Here is a 14,838-nt window from a genome sequence, read left to right as displayed (position 1 = left end):
ACGATTGTAGCCACGCCGCATTTCAGCGACTGAAACGATTTGCGCCCTGGGTACCCGTACAAACACCGGTGCATTCCGGGGCTTTCTCCTGCGGGGTTGCGAAGCACGCGCTGCCTATACTGCGCCGACCTTATGCAAGCCTGGCTCGACTCCCTCATGGCGCTGCTGGCGCTGCCGCAGTACGGTCTCTCGACCTTGTTCGTGGCGGCGTTCGTCTCCGCGACGCTACTGCCGGTGGGCTCCGAGCCCTTTCTCTTCGGGCTGCTCAAGCTCAACCCCGACATGTTCTGGCCGGCCATCGCGGTGGCGACCATAGGCAACACGCTGGGGGGCGCGGTCGACTGGTGGATGGGCTACGGCGCGCACAAGGTGGCCGACAAATACTCGCACTCGAAACATCATGTGCGCGTTCTGGGCTGGCTGGAGCGGCTCGGCCCGAAGGCCTGCCTGCTGAGCTGGCTGCCGCTGGTGGGCGACCCGCTGTGCGCGGTCGCGGGTTGGCTCAAGCTGCCGTTCTGGCCATGCGTTGCCTACATGGCCGTGGGCAAGTTCCTGCGCTACATCACCATGACGGTGGCGCTGCTGCAGATCTTCTGATCAGCTCAACAAGGCGTAGGGGCCGCCGCGTTCGAGCGCGCGCTTGTACGCGGGACGCGCGTGGATGCGTTCCAGGTACGCCATCAGCTTCGGCCGCTTCGCATCGAGCCCGCCGCGCGCCTGCGCGGCTTCGACCACGAAGCTCATCTGGATGTCCGCGCCCGTGAACTCGTCGCCGGCGAACCATTCGCTCTTGCCGAGTTCGGCTTCCATGTAGTTCAGATGGCTTGCGATGTTCGGGTTGATGAACGCCGACTTCGCCTTGGCCGAGATTGCCTTGGCGATCGGCTTCGCGAAGAAAGGCATCTTGCTCGTCTCGATGCGGTCGAACACCAGCTTGAGCAGCAACGGCGACATCGCCGTGCCTTCGGCAAAGTGCAGCCAGTAGCGATAGCGCAGCGCCTCCGGCGAACCGGCCGCGGGCGCGAGGCGGCCGTGGCCGTAGCGCTCGACGAGTGTCTCGATGATCGCGCCCGATTCCGCAAGCGTGAGTCCGTCATCCGTCGTTATCACCGGCGACTTGCCCAGCGGATGAATGGCCCGCAGCGAAGCGGGCGCCAGACTGGTTTGCGGATCGCGCTGGTAGTGAACGATCTCGTACGGCAGCTCGAGTTCTTCGAGCAGCCAGAGCACACGCTGCGAGCGCGAGTTGTTGAGGTGGTGGACGGTGAGCATGAAGGCGGGCCTTGGAGGAAAAATAGGGCGCGCGCAGTCTACCCAAGAAACCGGCCTTGGCGACCCAGCCGGATGTGCGGGCCGGCGGCTGCCAGCACTGTGCTCGACGCCTACTTCACCCCGGCCTTGCGCAGTTCGTCAGCCGTGATGCGGACTGATTTCTGGCCACGTTGCACCACGATGGCAGTGTTGGTGCGCACTGCGGCTTCTCGCGCTTCCCGTGCGGCGCGCCGAATCGCGATCAGCGAAGCGGCCAGGTCCTTGTCCTTTGCTTGCATCAGCTGTTCACGGGTCATGGTGCTTCTCCCCATTCGATGAGATCTGGCTCTTCGCCAGCGTTGTCGTACAGCGCCCAGGCATCCACCGCAGCGCGATAACGGTCGTCAAAATTCCGACGCCCCGCCTCGAAACGACGGCGAATCACATCTTCAGGAATGTGATGCCCGCCTTGCCGGACACGTTCCGCCACGCGCGCGACTGCAAATTCTGCCGTCGGAAGCGCCAGAAAGAAAAGGCTCACGTGATAGCCAGACTTCCTCCATGCGCCGATGTGGCGCAGATAGCTCAGTCCCGACAACGTGGTCTCGAAAGCAAAGCTCTCCCGACGACGAACGCACTCGGCAATCTCTTCCAGCATCAATCGCCCGGCCTTGATGGCTTCGGCCTCCGGCGCGAAGGGTGACAGCCCGGCGGCGATCAGATCCGCATTGATGAAACGCGAGATTTGCGCTTCCTGCGGAAGGAAAGCGCGGGCGAAGGTAGTCTTTCCCGCCCCGTTGGGGCCCGCAATGATGACGATCTTGGGAAGGCTCATCAACGGAGCATTTCGCTCGGGAGAGTGGCGTCAGGAGCTGAACAGGAAGTTCATCACGTCGCCATCTTTCACGACGTATTCCTTGCCTTCAGAACGCATCTTCCCCGCGTCCTTGGCGCCCTGCTCGCCCTTGAAGGCGATGTAGTCCTCGAACGCGATGGTCTGGGCGCGGATGTAGCCCTTCTCGAAGTCGCCGTGGATCACGCCGGCCGCCTGCGGGCCGGTGTCGCCGATGTGGATGGTCCATGCACGCACTTCCTTCACGCCGGCGGTGAAGTAGGTCTGCAGGCCCAGCAGCTTGAAGGCCGCGCGGATCAGGCGGTTCAGGCCCGGCTCTTCCTGGCCGATCTCGGCGAGGAACATCTTCTTGTCTTCGTCGTCCATCTCGGCCAGGTCGGCTTCGATCTTGGCGCAGATGGCGACCACGGGCGCGCCCTGCTTGGCCGCGTATTCGCGCAGGCGGTCGAGATACGGGTTGTTCTCGAAACCGTCTTCCGCCACGTTGCCCACGAACATCGCGGGCTTGGCGGTGATCAGCGTGAAGCTCTTGACCAGCGGCAGCTCTTCCTTGGTGAAGTCGAGCGCACGCACCGGCGTGTTCTCGTTCAGCGCGGCCTGGCAGCGCTCGAGCAGGCCGACGAGCTTCTGCGCGTCCTTGTCGCCGGAACGGGCCACCTTGGTGTGACGGTGCAGCGCCTTCTCGACCGTGGCCAGGTCGGCCAGGCAGAGTTCGGTCTGGATCACTTCGATGTCGGAGATCGGGTCGACCTTGCCGGCCACGTGGATCACGTTCTCGTCGTCGAAGCAGCGCACCACGTTGACGGTGGCGTCGGTCTCGCGGATGTGCGCCAGAAACTTGTTGCCCAGGCCTTCGCCGGTGCTGGCACCGGCCACCAGGCCAGCGATGTCGACGAACTCGACGATGGCGGGCACCACGCGCTCGGGCTTGACGATCTCGCTCAGTTGCGCGAGCCGGGGGTCGGGCACTTCCACCACGCCCACGTTGGGCTCGATGGTGCAGAACGGATAGTTTTCCGCCGCGATGCCGGCCTTGGTCAACGCATTGAAAAGGGTGGATTTACCGACGTTGGGCAGGCCGACGATGCCGCATTGCAAACTCATGGGAGGTCCTCTTGGGTAACCCGCGATTTTAGGCGAGCATGGTTGCAGGCCCGTCCGGCAGGTCTTCGAGCTCGCATTTGCTTGTTCAAAACCTCAGGGTTAGCACCGACCGGCAAACGTTTGCGCAAACGTTTCCCTCAGCTAACATCGGAGCCCCCGGCAAAGACCGGCGCACCGTTCTGATCAACCACCTCAGGAGACATTCACCATGAAGTTCACCCGCCGTACCCTGCAAAGCGCCGCCGCACTCACGCTGCTGGGCGCCATGGCCGGAACACCCGCCCTCGCCCAGGACAAGCCCAAGGTCGCGCTGGTCATGAAGTCGCTGGCCAACGAGTTCTTCCGCACCATGGAAGACGGCGCCAAGGCGCACCAGAAGGCCCATGCCGCCGAATACACGCTGGTGGCCAACGGCATCAAGGACGAGACCGACACCTCCGCCCAGATCAAGATGGTCGAGCAGATGGTGGCGCAGAAGATCAACGCGCTGGTCATCGCTCCGGCCGATTCGAAGGCGCTGGTGCCGGTGATCAAGGCGGCCATCGACAAGGGCATCCTGGTGGTCAACATCGACAACCAGCTCGACGGTGCCGCACTGAAGGAAAAGGGCATCCTGGTGCCCTTCGTCGGCCCCGACAACCGCGCCGGAGCCAAGCTGGTGGGCGATGCGCTCGCCAAGGAGCTGAAGTCGGGCGACAAGGTCGGCATCATCGAAGGCGTGTCGACCACCTTCAATGCGCAGCAGCGCACGCTGGGCTACCAGGACGCAATGAAGGCCGCCGGCGTGACGGTGGTGGGCGTGCAGTCCGGCCAGTGGGAAATCGACAAGGGCAACACCGTGGCCGCCGGCATGATGCGCGAGCACCCCGACCTGAAGGCCCTGCTCGCCGGCAACGACAGCATGGCGCTGGGCGCCGTGGCTGCGGTCAAGGCCGCGGGCAAGACCGGCAAGGTGCTGGTGGTGGGCTACGACAACATCGGCGCCATCAAGCCGATGCTGAAGGACGGCCGCGTGCTCGCCACGGCCGACCAGTTCGCCGCCAAGCAGGCCGTGTTCGGCATCGAGACCGCGCTGAAAGCCATCGCCGACAAGAAGAAGCAGTCGGAGATGCCCGCCGAAGTGAAGACCGACGTGGTGCTGGTCACCAAAGACTCGAAGTAAGCACGCAGCAAGAGAAAGTACAGACGTTGACAGCATCCGCCGCCATGAATCTCACAACGGCCATGCCCGTGCTCTCGCTGAGCGCCATGGGCAAGGACTATGCGGCGCCGGTGCTGGACGACGTCTCGCTCGTGCTCAACGCCGGCGAAGTGCTGGCCCTCACGGGCGAGAACGGCGCCGGCAAGAGCACCCTGTCGAAGATCGTCTGCGGCCTGGTGCAGCCCACGCGCGGCCAGATGCTGCTCGACGGCAAGCCCTTTGCGCCTGGCTCGCGCCGCGACGCCGAGCGGCTGGGCGTGCGCATGGTCATGCAGGAACTCGGCCTCGTCACCACGCTGTCGGTGGCCGAGAACCTGCTGCTCGACCGGCTGCCCAACAAGACCGGCTGGATCCGCCGCAGCAAGCTGCACGAGCTGGCCGCGCGCCAGCTCGCCAAGATCGGCATGGAGAACATCGACCCGGCCACGCCCGTGGCGCGGCTGGGCATCGGCCAGCAGCAGATGGTGGAGATCGCGCGCAACCTGCAGGACGACACGCGCGTGCTGGTGCTCGACGAGCCCACCGCCATGCTCACCCCGCGCGAAACCTCGCACCTGTTCGAGCAGATCGAGCTGCTGAAGGCGCGCGGCGTGGCCATCGTGTACGTGTCGCACCGCCTCGAGGAACTGCAGCGCATCGCCGACCGCGTCGCGGTGCTGCGCGACGGCCGGCTGGTGGACGTGCGCGCCATGGCCGGCGTGCGCGAATCCGAACTGGTGCAGCGCATGGTCGGCCGTGCGGTGCACGAGCACGAGGGCCGCGACCGCCGCGTGGCCGGCCCCGTGTTGCTGAGCGCGCGCGGCATCGGCCGGGCGCAGGTCGTGCGCGACGTCGACATCGACCTGCGCGCGGGCGAAGTCATGGGCCTGGCCGGCCTGGTCGGCTCGGGCCGGACCGAACTGGTGCGGCTGCTGTTCGGCGCCGACCGCGCCGACCGAGGCGAGATCACCCTTTATGAAAACGGCCAGCCCACGAAGCACGCGCGCAAGGGCTGGCGCTCGCCGATGCAGGCCATCCGCGCGGGCATCGGCCTCGTCACCGAAGACCGCAAGTCGCAGGGCCTGCTGCTGACGCAATCGATCCGCGTCAACGCCACGCTGAGCGATCTTGGCGCTATCTCGCACGCCGGCTGGCTGCAGCGCGCCAAGGAGCGCAGCATTGCGCAGAAGCTGGTGGAACTGCTGCGCATCCGTTCGCGCAGCATCGAACAACCGGTTGCCACGCTCAGCGGCGGCAACCAGCAGAAGGTGGTGTTCGCGCGCTGGCTGCACCGCGAATGCAAGGTGCTGCTGCTCGACGAGCCCACGCGCGGCGTAGACGTGGGCGCGCGCGCCGACCTGTACGCCGAACTCGACCGCATGACCGACGCCGGCAAGGCGCTGCTGATGGTGTCGAGCGACCTGCGCGAACTGATGGCCATGTGCGACCGCATCGGCGTGATGAGCGCCGGCCGGCTGGTCGCGGTGTTCGAGCGCGGCGAGTGGACCGAACAATCGCTGCTGGCCGCAGCATTCAGCGACGCGACAGGACGCGCCGCCAGCCCGCCGACGGTATCCCCCGTTTCCGATTCGACCCCGGTCACCGCCGACACACAATGAACGCCGAAGCCTCCACCAAACAAAATCCGCCGGCCTCGCCCTCCGCACTCAAGGGCCAGCTCGGCACCTACCTGGGCCTGACGGTCGTGCTCGTGGGCATGGTCGCGCTCTTCGGTTCGCTGAGCGAATACTTCCTGACGCGCGAGACCTTCGTCTCCATCGCGAATGAAATTCCCGCGCTGGCCGTGATGGCGGTCGGCATGACCTTCGTGCTGATCATCGCGGGCATCGACCTGTCCGTCGGCTCGGTGCTGGCGCTGAGCGCGGCCGTCACGGCGGCGGCCATCCTCGAATGGAAGCTCTCGGTGCCTGTGGCCGCAGTGCTCGGCCTCGTTACCGGGCTCATCTGCGGCACGGTCACGGGCGCGGTGTCGGTCGCATGGCGGCTGCCGAGCTTCATCGTCTCGCTGGGCATGCTCGAAGCGGTGCGCGGCGGCGCCTACCTCGTGACCGATTCGCGCACGCAGTACGTGGGCGACGCCATCTCGGGCCTGGCCGCACCGTGGATCGGCGGCATCTCGGCCGCCTTCGTGCTGGCGGTGGTACTGGTGGTCATCGGGCAGATGGTGCTCACACGCACGGTGTTCGGCCGCCACGTGGTGGGCATCGGCACAAATGAAGAAGCCATGCGCCTGGCAGGCATCGACCCGCGCCCCATCCGCATCATCGTGTTCGCCGTTACCGGGCTGCTGGCCGGGCTCGCGGGGCTGATGCAATCGGCGCGCCTCGAAGCGGCCGACCCCAATGCCGGCGTCGGCATCGAGTTGCAGGTGATCGCTGCCGTGGTCATCGGCGGCACCAGCCTCATGGGCGGGCGCGGCTCGGTGATCAACACCTTCTTCGGCGTGCTGATCATCGCGGTGCTCGAGGCGGGCCTTGCGCAGGTTGGCGCGAGCGAGCCGAGCAAACGCATCATCACCGGCGCCGTGATCGTGGTGGCGGTGATCATCGACACCCTCCGCCAGCGCCGCGCCGACCGCCGCCTGGCCTGACGACAGCATCCCGCCCCACCAGGAACAGGAAAAGCCATGGCCACCATCAAGGACGTCGCACTCAAGGCGGATGTGTCCGTCACCACCGTGTCGCACGTGGTCAACGACACCCGCCACGTGAGCGCCAAGGTGCGCGAACGCGTGGAGCTCGCCATCCGCGAGCTGGGCTACGTGCCCAACGCGATGGCGCGCAGCCTGAAGAGCAACACCACCTCGACGCTGGGCATGCTGATTCCCAACAGCTCGAACCCCTACTTCGCCGAGATCGTGCGCATCGTGGAAGACCGCTGCTTCGGCGCCGGCTACACGCTGGTGCTGTGCAACACCGACGACGAGCCTCACCGCCAGAGCGTCTACCTGCAGGTGCTGGCCGAGCGCCGCATCGACGGACTGATCGTGGTGTCGACCGGCGCGGGCGACGACGACTCCCTCATGAAGCAGCTGCGCGGCCTGCGCATGCCCACGGTGCTGGTCGACCGCGAGATCGCCGACCCGGCCTGCGACTTGGTGGAAACCGCGCACATGCAGGGCGGCCTGCTCGCGGTGCGGCACCTGCTGTCGCTCGGCCACAAGCGCATTGCCTGCATCGGCGGGCCGGTGGGCGTGATGCCGAGCGAGCAGCGCATCGAGGGCTGGCGCATGGCGCTGGCCGAGACCGGCGCAACACCGGACATCGCGAATGCCGAGGCGCTGCTGTGGCGCGGCGGCTTCACCAGCCAGGGCGGCTACGAGGCGATGCACGCCATTCTTCGCACCGAGCGCAAGCCCTCGGCCGTGTTCGTCTGCAACGACCTGATGGCCATCGGCGCGCTGCGTGCCGCGCATGAAAGCGGCGTGCGGGTGCCCGACGAACTCTCGATCGTCGGCTTCGACGACATCGAGCTCTCGGCCTATACAAGCCCCCCGCTCACCACCGTGGCGCAGCCCAAGGAGCGCATCGGCGCGCTGGCGGTCGACATGCTGCTCGAGCGCGTCGGCGGCAAGCGGCGCGACGCGCGCAAGGTGGTGCTGCAGCCCGAGCTGCGCGTGCGCGCCTCGACCGCCCGGCACGCGAGCTTCCGCGAGCCCGCAGCTCCTGTCGCGACCGAAACGCCTTCAACGGAAACCCGAAAGTCCCGCACCCCGTGAGCCTGAAGCCTTCTTCTTCCACCAGTTCCTCCCAGGCGCCGCGCATCGTGGTGCTCGGCAGCCTCAACATGGACCTGGTGCTGCGTGTGCCGCACGCGCCGGCCGCGGGCGAGACCCTGCTGGGCCATTCGATCGCCAACATTCCCGGCGGCAAGGGCGCCAACCAGGCAGTGAGCTGCGCGCGCGAAGGCGCTCAGGTGCAAATGATCGGCTGCGTCGGCGACGACGCGCACGGCCAGTCGCTGCGTCAGGCATTGGAGCGCGACGGCATCGACACCACCGCGCTGCGCACCGTGGCGGGCGAGCCGACCGGCACGGCACTGATCCTCGTGGAGGACAGCGGCCAGAACCGCATCGTGATGATTCCCGGCGCCAATGCCCGGTTCGAGATCGACGAAGCCGCGCTGAAGCAGCAGGTGCAGGGCGCGGCCTTCCTCGTGACGCAGTTCGAGACACCGATGGACCAGGTCGCGCGCGCCATTGCGGTGGCGCATGGTGCGGGCTGCAAGGTGCTGCTCAACCCCTCGCCGGTGCAGGCGATTGCCGAACCGCTGTGGCCGCAGATCGACACGCTGGTCGTCAATGAAATCGAGGCGCAGACGCTGTGCGGCCAATCCGCCGACAGTCCGCAGGAAGCGGCCCAGGCCGGCCAGGCCCTGCGCGCCAAGGGCATTGTGCGCGTGGTCGTCACGCTCGGCGCGCGCGGCGCCGTGGCTGTCGATGCCGACGGCGCGCGTCACCATCCCGCGCCGAAGGTGCAGGCGGTCGACACCACGGCCGCCGGCGACACATTCCTAGGCGCGCTCGCAGTCGCGCTGGGTGAAGGCCAGCCCTTCGACGAAGCCGTGCGCCTGGGCATCCGCGCCGCCGCGCTGTGCATCCAGCAGCCCGGCGCCCAACCTTCCATTCCGCAGCGCGACGCCGTGCTGCGCAGCCCCCTGCCTCCCGACTGGATCAAGCTGTGAAACGCTCCCCCCTGCTGCATGCCGAACTGTCCCATGTGATCGCCTCGCTGGGCCATGGCGACATGCTCGTGCTCGGCGACGCCGGCCTGCCGATTCCTGACGGCCCGCGCCGCATCGACCTCGCCGTGGCGCGCGGCGTGCCGCAGCTCACCGACGTGCTGCAGGCCGTGCTGTCGGAAATGCAGGTGGAAGGCATCGTGGTGGCCGACGAGGCGCTGGGCGATGCGAAGAAGCTGCCGGGCTGGTATCCGCAGTCGCTGGGGATCGCGCCGCAGACGGTGTCGCACGAAGAATTCAAGCGCCGCACGGCAAAGGCGCGCGCCGTCGTGCGCACGGGCGAATGCACGCCCTACGCGAACATCATCCTGATCGCCGGAGTGAAGTTCTGAAGCGCCGGCCTGGCGCCGGTCATTCGAACTTGTAGTTCGCGCCCACCGCCTGCCCGACCTTGAGCATGTGCTCCACGCCCTGGATCACGATGCAGTTCATGCCGAAGGTGATGCCGCCATCCACCCGCGCGTCGGCGCGGTAGGTGCGCAGCGTGTCGCCGACCTCGGGGCTGCTGAGGGCTGTGGCCGGATCGATGTCGGGAATCGGGCAGCGCGTGCAGGGCTTGACGGGGCGCAGCTCGGCCTCGCCTTCGCCGGTCGTGATGTGCAGCGCGTCGACCCGGTCTTCGTCGTGCGACTCGATACCCGCCAACACGATGTTGGGGCGGAAGCGCTCGATACCCACTGCACCGTGCCCCTGCGCCGCGAGGCGTTCGTTGAGTTCCGCCAGCGAGCCCTCGCTCGCCACCAGCAGCGCGTAGCCGTCGGCGAACTGGGTCTGCGCTTCGATGCCGTCGGTCCACTTCATGCTCGACAGGCGCTTGTGCTCGGGGTCGAAGCGCACGAGGCGCAGGGTCTGCGGCTTGCCGGGTTCGGAGAGAAAGTCGCTGAACCACTGTGCGGCGATGTCGCCCATGTCGTAGGCGGCCACGTCGTCCTTCCACACGCGCACCCGCACCGGCTTCTCGACCCGGTCGAAAGCCAGGTGCAGCGCCAGCATGCCGGGGGCGCGCAGCACCACTTCCATGTGCTTCATCTGCGGCTTGATCAGCGCCATGCGCGGCAGCTGCCGCTGGGAGACGAATTCGCCCTGGGCGTCGACCACCATCCAGGCCCGGTCGAACTCAAGGCCGGTCTCGGTCAGCAGCATTTCGGGAAGCTCGACCCCGGCGCAGGACTTGACCGGGTAGACGAACAGGCGCGCGATGGTGGCTTCGAGGTCGAAAGCGGGCTGGGACACGGTGGGGGTTCCTTGGAATTCGGCCGCAATTGTCCCGCATCGCGGCAGCCGGAAGACCTTGGCACCCCGGGGGAAAGGCGCCGGGCGCGGGCTGGCGGGCAACTCCTACAATCGATTCATGGCCCTCCCCCCAGAAGTTTGCATTCGCGGCGCCGGCATCGTCGGCCGTACGCTGGCCCTGCTGCTCGCGCGCGAGCGTGTGCGTGTCGCGCTGGTGGTGCCGCCGGCCACGCAGGGCAAGGAAGACATCCGCGCCTACGCGCTCAACACCGCCTCCCGCACGCTGCTCGAATCGCTGCGCGCCTGGCCCGATGCGGCCCATGCCACGGCCGTGCGCGAGATGCTCGTGCATGGCGACGAAGGCGGCCGGGTGCAGTTCAGCGCCGCGCGCCAGAAGGTCGACGCGCTGGCCTGGATCGTCGACGTGCCCGCGCTCGAACAGCAACTGGCCGACGCAGTGCGCTTCCAGCCCCTGATCGAAGTGGTGACCGAGCCGGTGGCAGCCCCGCTCACCGTGGTGTGCGAAGGCAAGGCCAGCACCACGCGCGAAGCCCTCGGCGTGAGCTACGAGGTCACGCGCTATCCGCAGCATGCGATCGCGGCGCGACTGGAAGCCGAGCAGTCGCACGACGGCATCGCGCGCCAGTGGTTCAACGACAAGGGCGAAGTGCTCGCGCTGCTGCCGCTCGGCGGCGCGCACGGCAAGACGGTCGCGCTGGTGTGGTCGGTCGACCAGTTGCGCGCGCCCGAACTGCTCGCGCAGGGCAACGACGAATTCAACGCCGCCATCACCGAAGCCAGCCACAACGCGCTCGGCGCGCTCAAGCTCACGAGCGAGCGCGGCGCCTGGCCGCTGGCCCGCGCCATCGCCGACCGCTGGACCGGCGCCATGCCCGGACAGCCGACTCGCTCCTGGGCACTGGCGGGCGATGCGGCCCACACGGTGCACCCGCTCGCAGGCCAGGGCCTGAACCTGGGCCTGGCCGATGCGGCCGCGCTGGCCGACGTGATCAAGAACCGCGACTACTGGCGCAGCGTGGGCGACGCGCGCCTGCTGCGCCGCTACGAACGCGCCCGCCGCGCCGACGTGCTGCAGATGAGCCTGGCGACCGACGGGCTGCAGCAACTCTTTGCGCACAACCTGGGTCCGCTTCCTGCATTGCGCAACTGGGGCATGCGCGGCTTCGACCGCACGCGCCTCGTCAAGCGCTGGATCACGGCACAGGCCATGGGCCTGAAGGCCTGACGCCCCGCCCCTCTTTTAGAACCGAACCAACGGATCTCCCGATGACACTCGTACGCAACCTCTTACTCGCCGCCTGCACGCTGGGCGCGGTCGTGGCCGCCACAGCCGGCGAAGCCGAGATCCGCAAGAACCTGCCCGCACGCATTCCGCAGTTCCCGGCCATCGACGAAGTGTCGAAGTCGCCGATTCCGGGTGTCTACGAAGTGCGCGTGAACGGCTCGCAGATCTTCTACACCGATGAGCAGGGCAACTACCTCATCCAGGGCAACCTGATCGACGTGAAATCGCGCAAGAACCTGACCGAAGAGCGCGTGGAAAAACTCAGCGCGGTCGCCTTCGACCAGTTGCCGCTGAAGGACTCGATCAAGATCGTGCGCGGCAACGGCAAGCGCAAGCTCGCGGTGTTCGAAGACCCGAACTGCGGCTACTGCAAGCGCTTCGAGAAGGACATGAAGACGGTCGACAACGTCACCGTGTACCTGTTCCTGTACCCGGTGCTCGGCCCCGATTCGAACATCAAGTCGCGCGACATCTGGTGCAGCAAGGACAAGGGCAAGGCCTGGGGCGACTGGATGGAGTCGAGCACCCGTCCCACCACCGCGCCTAACGGCTGCGACGTGACCGCGCTGCAGCGCAACGTCGAGTTCGGCCGCAAGTACAACATCACCGGCACGCCCACGCTGATCTTCAGCGACGGTACCCGCACGCCCGGCGCCATTCCCGCAGAGCAGGTCGAGAAGCAACTCGCCGCTTCGTCCAGCTGATGGCGACGAAGACCGTTTCGCGGCGCGCCGCCGCTGTCGCCGCACCCGTGGCCGGCGTGCGCTATCGCGTCGAATGCGCGGACCTGCACGCGCATCTCTTTGCCGTGACGCTCACCATCGACGCACCCGCCGCGCAGCAGCACGTGTCGCTGCCGGTGTGGATTCCCGGTAGCTACCTGGTCCGCGAATTCGCCAAGAACTTGCAAGGCCTGCGCGCCACGCAGGGCCGCCGCAAGCCGGCGCTGATGCAGCTCGACAAATGCAGCTGGCTCGTCGAATGCACGCCCGGCCAGCCGCTGGTACTGCACTACCAGGTCTGCGCGTACGACAACTCGGTGCGCACCGCCTGGCTCGATGCCGAGCGCGGCTTCTTCAACGGCACCAGCGTGTGCCTGCGCGTCGAAGGCCAGACCGAGGCGCCGCATGCGCTGGAGATCGTCGCACCCAAGCTGGCCGACGACGCCGCGCGCTGGTCGTGCGCCACCGCGCTCGTGCCGCTGAAGGCCGACAAGCATGGCTTCGGCAACTACCACGCATCAGGCTACGACGAGCTGGCCGACAGCCCGGTCGAGCTGGGTACCTTCTGGAGTGCCGAATTCGAAGCCTGCGGCGTGCCGCACCGCTTCGTGATTGCCGGTGCCGCTGCATCCTTCGATGGCGAGAGGTTGATCGCCGACACAAAGGCGATCTGCGAAGCCGAGATGCGCTTCTGGCACGGCGACAAGGTCGGCAAGCGCGGCGGACCGAAGCCGCCGATCGACCGCTACGTGTTCATGCTCAACGCCGTCGACGACGGTTATGGCGGACTCGAACACCGCCATTCGACCGCGCTGATCTGCAACCGCCGCGACCTCCCGCAGCGCGGCGAAAAGAAGAAGCAGCCCGACGGCTACACCACGCTGATGGGCCTCATCAGCCACGAGTACTTCCACACCTGGAACGTCAAGCGCATGCGGCCGGCCGAGTTCGCGCGCTACGACTACAGCCAGGAGAACTACACGCAGCTGCTGTGGTTCTTCGAAGGCTTCACCAGCTACTACGACGACCTGCTGCTGCGCCGCGCCGGTCGCATCGACGACGCAGCCTACCTGCGCCTGCTGAACAAGACCATCAACCAGGTCATGCAGACGCCGGGCCGGCTGGTGCAACCGGTGGCCGACGCGAGCTTCGACGCCTGGGTCAAGTACTACCGCCAGGACGAGCAGACGCCCAACAGCACGGTGAGCTACTACACCAAGGGCGCGCTGGTGGCGCTGTGCTTCGACCTCACGCTGCGCCATGAAGGCAAGGGCTCGCTCGACGACGTGATGCGCCACCTGTGGACGCACAGCAGTGGCGGGCCGATCAGCGAGGCCGACATTGCAGCGGCGCTCGAGGCCGTGAGCGGCCGCTCGTACGCGGCGGAGTTGGCGCGCTGGGTGCATTCGACCGAGGAGCTTCCGCTCGCGCAATTGCTGCGCGCGCACGGCGTTGCCACGCTGGAGGACCCGTCGCAGCAGGCGCAGGCGTTGGGCCTGCGCGTGGCCGAGGCCAATGGCAGCGTTCAGGTGAAGGTGGTGTTGCGCGGCGGCGCGGCCGAGAAGGCCGGCTTCTGCGCGAACGACGAGTGGATCGGCATCGAGCTGCCCGCTGTCGGCAAGAAGGGCCAGCAGCAGGCTGCGCAGGCCTGGCGCATCGCCAAGCTCGACGACCTGGCGCTGTACCTGGGCGATGCGACGAAGTGCACGGCCATCGTGGCGCGCGACCGCAAGCTGATCAGGCTGCCGCTGGTGTTGCCTGTCGGCGTGACCACCTGGCGCCTGTTCTCGCACGACGCCACGAAGGTGGCGGGCTGGTTGGCCGGCTAGGCGTTTTCCGCCGCAGTCGGATGCCGCACGAAGAGCATCGGCTGCGGTTCACCGACCAGTACGCAGGGCTTGCCGGTGCGTCGGCAGTGGTCTTGCACGCGCCAGTAGGCACCGTGGCTCACGCAGCCGGTCTGGCAGATCACGAGATCGGCCGCGCGCAGGCTGGCTTCGAGCGCGGGATCGTCCACATCGTCTCCGCCGTCGTGGTGCAGGTAGCGGCCGCCGGCAATCTCGACCAGCTGGCGCGCGAGCGAAGGCGCCTCGTCTTCATGGCCGACACACAGCACGGCCTTCTCGCGCAGGTCGGCGGGCGCCTGCGGCTCGGGCGGCATCATCAGATGGCGCTTGCTGCCCGGCGACAGCAGCGCGCTCAGCCGCTTCGGCAGCGCTCCGCCTGCGGCGGCACGCACCGCAAGCTCTTCGCGCACGATGGCAATGGCCGAGTCGCGCGCCACCAGGGCGCCACGCAAACGCACGATCTGCGCTTCGAGCCTTTCGACGAGCGCGGCCTGCTCGACCAGCAGGCGCGAGCAGCGCTCCTGCACGCGGGCATAGGCCCGCAGCAACACGGCATGTTCTTGCATCGGGAACTCCATGGC

16 protein-coding genes are annotated in these 14,838 nt (G+C 67.3%); 10 read left to right on the top strand and 6 right to left on the bottom strand.

The genetic code is table 11. The features are described from left to right. Positions 1-132: 132 nt before the first annotated feature. A complete protein-coding gene (locus BLW48_RS21600) occupies positions 133-597 on the top strand; it encodes a YqaA family protein (RefSeq protein ID WP_093056638.1) in 465 nt (154 codons plus the stop codon). Here BLW48_RS21600 and BLW48_RS21595 read toward each other — a convergent pair whose 3' ends face one another. The 4 genes from BLW48_RS21595 to ychF form a co-directional block, all read right to left on the bottom strand. Beyond that, complete coding sequence (locus tag BLW48_RS21595) at positions 598-1,272, bottom strand: glutathione S-transferase (protein WP_093177405.1); 675 nt, start codon at positions 1,270-1,272, stop codon at positions 598-600. Positions 1,273-1,382: 110 nt separating this feature from the next. After that, positions 1,383-1,568: a hypothetical protein gene (locus BLW48_RS21590; protein ID WP_093056640.1), complete on the bottom strand. Its 186-nt coding sequence runs from the start codon at positions 1,566-1,568 to the stop codon at positions 1,383-1,385. Next, positions 1,565-2,086 carry an ATPase gene (locus BLW48_RS21585; RefSeq protein ID WP_093078473.1) on the bottom strand — a complete coding sequence of 174 codons (522 nt, stop codon included), beginning with the start codon at positions 2,084-2,086 and terminating at the stop codon, positions 1,565-1,567. Before BLW48_RS21585 ends, BLW48_RS21590 begins: the two co-directional genes overlap by 4 nt. A 30-nt stretch (positions 2,087-2,116) precedes the next feature. Further along, entirely contained in the window at positions 2,117-3,208 is a 1,092-nt protein-coding gene (gene ychF, locus BLW48_RS21580) for a redox-regulated ATPase YchF (RefSeq protein WP_093056642.1), read from the bottom strand. A gap of 208 nt (positions 3,209-3,416) precedes the next feature. Between ychF and BLW48_RS21575 the strand changes: the two genes are divergently transcribed. The 6 genes from BLW48_RS21575 to rbsD are packed head-to-tail and all read left to right on the top strand — an operon-like array spanning position 3,417 to position 9,481. Then, positions 3,417-4,370, top strand: coding sequence for a sugar ABC transporter substrate-binding protein (locus BLW48_RS21575; RefSeq protein ID WP_093177404.1), 954 nt, complete (start codon positions 3,417-3,419; stop codon positions 4,368-4,370). Between the two features lie 44 nt (positions 4,371-4,414). After that, positions 4,415-6,007: a sugar ABC transporter ATP-binding protein gene (locus BLW48_RS21570; protein ID WP_093056644.1), complete on the top strand. Its 1,593-nt coding sequence runs from the start codon at positions 4,415-4,417 to the stop codon at positions 6,005-6,007. Continuing rightward, positions 6,004-6,999, top strand: a complete 996-nt coding sequence (locus BLW48_RS21565; protein ID WP_093177402.1) for an ABC transporter permease — start codon at positions 6,004-6,006, stop codon at positions 6,997-6,999. The genes BLW48_RS21570 and BLW48_RS21565 overlap by 4 nt, the downstream gene beginning before the upstream one ends. Before the next feature lie 36 nt (positions 7,000-7,035). Further along, complete coding sequence (locus BLW48_RS21560; RefSeq protein ID WP_093056646.1) at positions 7,036-8,127, top strand: LacI family DNA-binding transcriptional regulator; 1,092 nt, start codon at positions 7,036-7,038, stop codon at positions 8,125-8,127. Next, positions 8,124-9,092 carry a ribokinase gene (gene rbsK, locus BLW48_RS21555; protein WP_093177401.1) on the top strand — a complete coding sequence of 323 codons (969 nt, stop codon included), beginning with the start codon at positions 8,124-8,126 and terminating at the stop codon, positions 9,090-9,092. Before BLW48_RS21560 ends, rbsK begins: the two co-directional genes overlap by 4 nt. Then, entirely contained in the window at positions 9,089-9,481 is a 393-nt protein-coding gene (gene rbsD, locus BLW48_RS21550; RefSeq protein WP_093177399.1) for a D-ribose pyranase, read from the top strand. The genes rbsK and rbsD overlap by 4 nt, the downstream gene beginning before the upstream one ends. Positions 9,482-9,500: 19 nt before the next feature. On the opposite strand, the gene BLW48_RS21545 is transcribed toward rbsD, so the two are convergent. Further along, positions 9,501-10,382, bottom strand: a complete 882-nt coding sequence (locus BLW48_RS21545; RefSeq protein WP_093177398.1) for an MOSC domain-containing protein — start codon at positions 10,380-10,382, stop codon at positions 9,501-9,503. 118 nt (positions 10,383-10,500) lie between these two features. Here BLW48_RS21545 and BLW48_RS21540 point away from each other — a divergent pair, with 118 nt between their 5' ends. From BLW48_RS21540 to BLW48_RS21530, 3 genes are read left to right on the top strand one after another with little or no spacing between them, the layout of a single operon-like run. Beyond that, on the top strand, positions 10,501-11,628 hold the full coding sequence (locus BLW48_RS21540) for an FAD-dependent monooxygenase (protein WP_093177396.1): 1,128 nt from the start codon (positions 10,501-10,503) through the stop codon (positions 11,626-11,628). Positions 11,629-11,669: 41 nt separating this feature from the next. Then, complete coding sequence (locus tag BLW48_RS21535; protein WP_093078462.1) at positions 11,670-12,392, top strand: DsbC family protein; 723 nt, start codon at positions 11,670-11,672, stop codon at positions 12,390-12,392. Next, positions 12,392-14,239 carry a M61 family metallopeptidase gene (locus BLW48_RS21530; protein ID WP_093177395.1) on the top strand — a complete coding sequence of 616 codons (1,848 nt, stop codon included), beginning with the start codon at positions 12,392-12,394 and terminating at the stop codon, positions 14,237-14,239. Before BLW48_RS21535 ends, BLW48_RS21530 begins: the two co-directional genes overlap by 1 nt. Here the strand turns inward: BLW48_RS21530 and BLW48_RS21525 are convergent. After that, the gene (locus BLW48_RS21525; RefSeq protein ID WP_093177587.1) at positions 14,236-14,823 is read right to left on the bottom strand and encodes a DUF2325 domain-containing protein; all 588 of its coding nucleotides are present in this window, start codon (positions 14,821-14,823) and stop codon (positions 14,236-14,238) included. The genes BLW48_RS21530 and BLW48_RS21525 overlap by 4 nt on opposite strands. Positions 14,824-14,838 lie beyond the last annotated feature (15 nt).

Origin of the sequence: Variovorax sp. YR266 (assembly GCF_900107295.1) — a bacterium.
Lineage (GTDB): Bacteria > Pseudomonadota > Gammaproteobacteria > Burkholderiales > Burkholderiaceae_C > Variovorax.
This window is presented reverse-complemented; position numbering and strand designations above follow the sequence as displayed.

What these genes read in the sequence shown, in the direction of transcription:
- BLW48_RS21540 (WP_093177396.1), top strand. Translation starts at nt 10,501, where the DNA reads ATGGCCCTCCCCCCAGAAGTTTGCATTCGCGGCGCCGGCATCGTCGGC.
- BLW48_RS21530 (WP_093177395.1), top strand. Translation starts at nt 12,392, where the DNA reads ATGGCGACGAAGACCGTTTCGCGGCGCGCCGCCGCTGTCGCCGCACCC.
- ychF (WP_093056642.1), bottom strand. Translation starts at nt 3,208, where the DNA reads ATGAGTTTGCAATGCGGCATCGTCGGCCTGCCCAACGTCGGTAAATCC.
- BLW48_RS21560 (WP_093056646.1), top strand. Translation starts at nt 7,036, where the DNA reads ATGGCCACCATCAAGGACGTCGCACTCAAGGCGGATGTGTCCGTCACC.
- BLW48_RS21535 (WP_093078462.1), top strand. Translation starts at nt 11,670, where the DNA reads ATGACACTCGTACGCAACCTCTTACTCGCCGCCTGCACGCTGGGCGCG.
- BLW48_RS21575 (WP_093177404.1), top strand. Translation starts at nt 3,417, where the DNA reads ATGAAGTTCACCCGCCGTACCCTGCAAAGCGCCGCCGCACTCACGCTG.
- BLW48_RS21570 (WP_093056644.1), top strand. Translation starts at nt 4,415, where the DNA reads ATGAATCTCACAACGGCCATGCCCGTGCTCTCGCTGAGCGCCATGGGC.
- BLW48_RS21595 (WP_093177405.1), bottom strand. Translation starts at nt 1,272, where the DNA reads ATGCTCACCGTCCACCACCTCAACAACTCGCGCTCGCAGCGTGTGCTC.
- BLW48_RS21590 (WP_093056640.1), bottom strand. Translation starts at nt 1,568, where the DNA reads ATGACCCGTGAACAGCTGATGCAAGCAAAGGACAAGGACCTGGCCGCT.
- BLW48_RS21600 (WP_093056638.1), top strand. Translation starts at nt 133, where the DNA reads ATGCAAGCCTGGCTCGACTCCCTCATGGCGCTGCTGGCGCTGCCGCAG.
- BLW48_RS21585 (WP_093078473.1), bottom strand. Translation starts at nt 2,086, where the DNA reads ATGAGCCTTCCCAAGATCGTCATCATTGCGGGCCCCAACGGGGCGGGA.
- BLW48_RS21565 (WP_093177402.1), top strand. Translation starts at nt 6,004, where the DNA reads ATGAACGCCGAAGCCTCCACCAAACAAAATCCGCCGGCCTCGCCCTCC.
- BLW48_RS21525 (WP_093177587.1), bottom strand. Translation starts at nt 14,823, where the DNA reads ATGCAAGAACATGCCGTGTTGCTGCGGGCCTATGCCCGCGTGCAGGAG.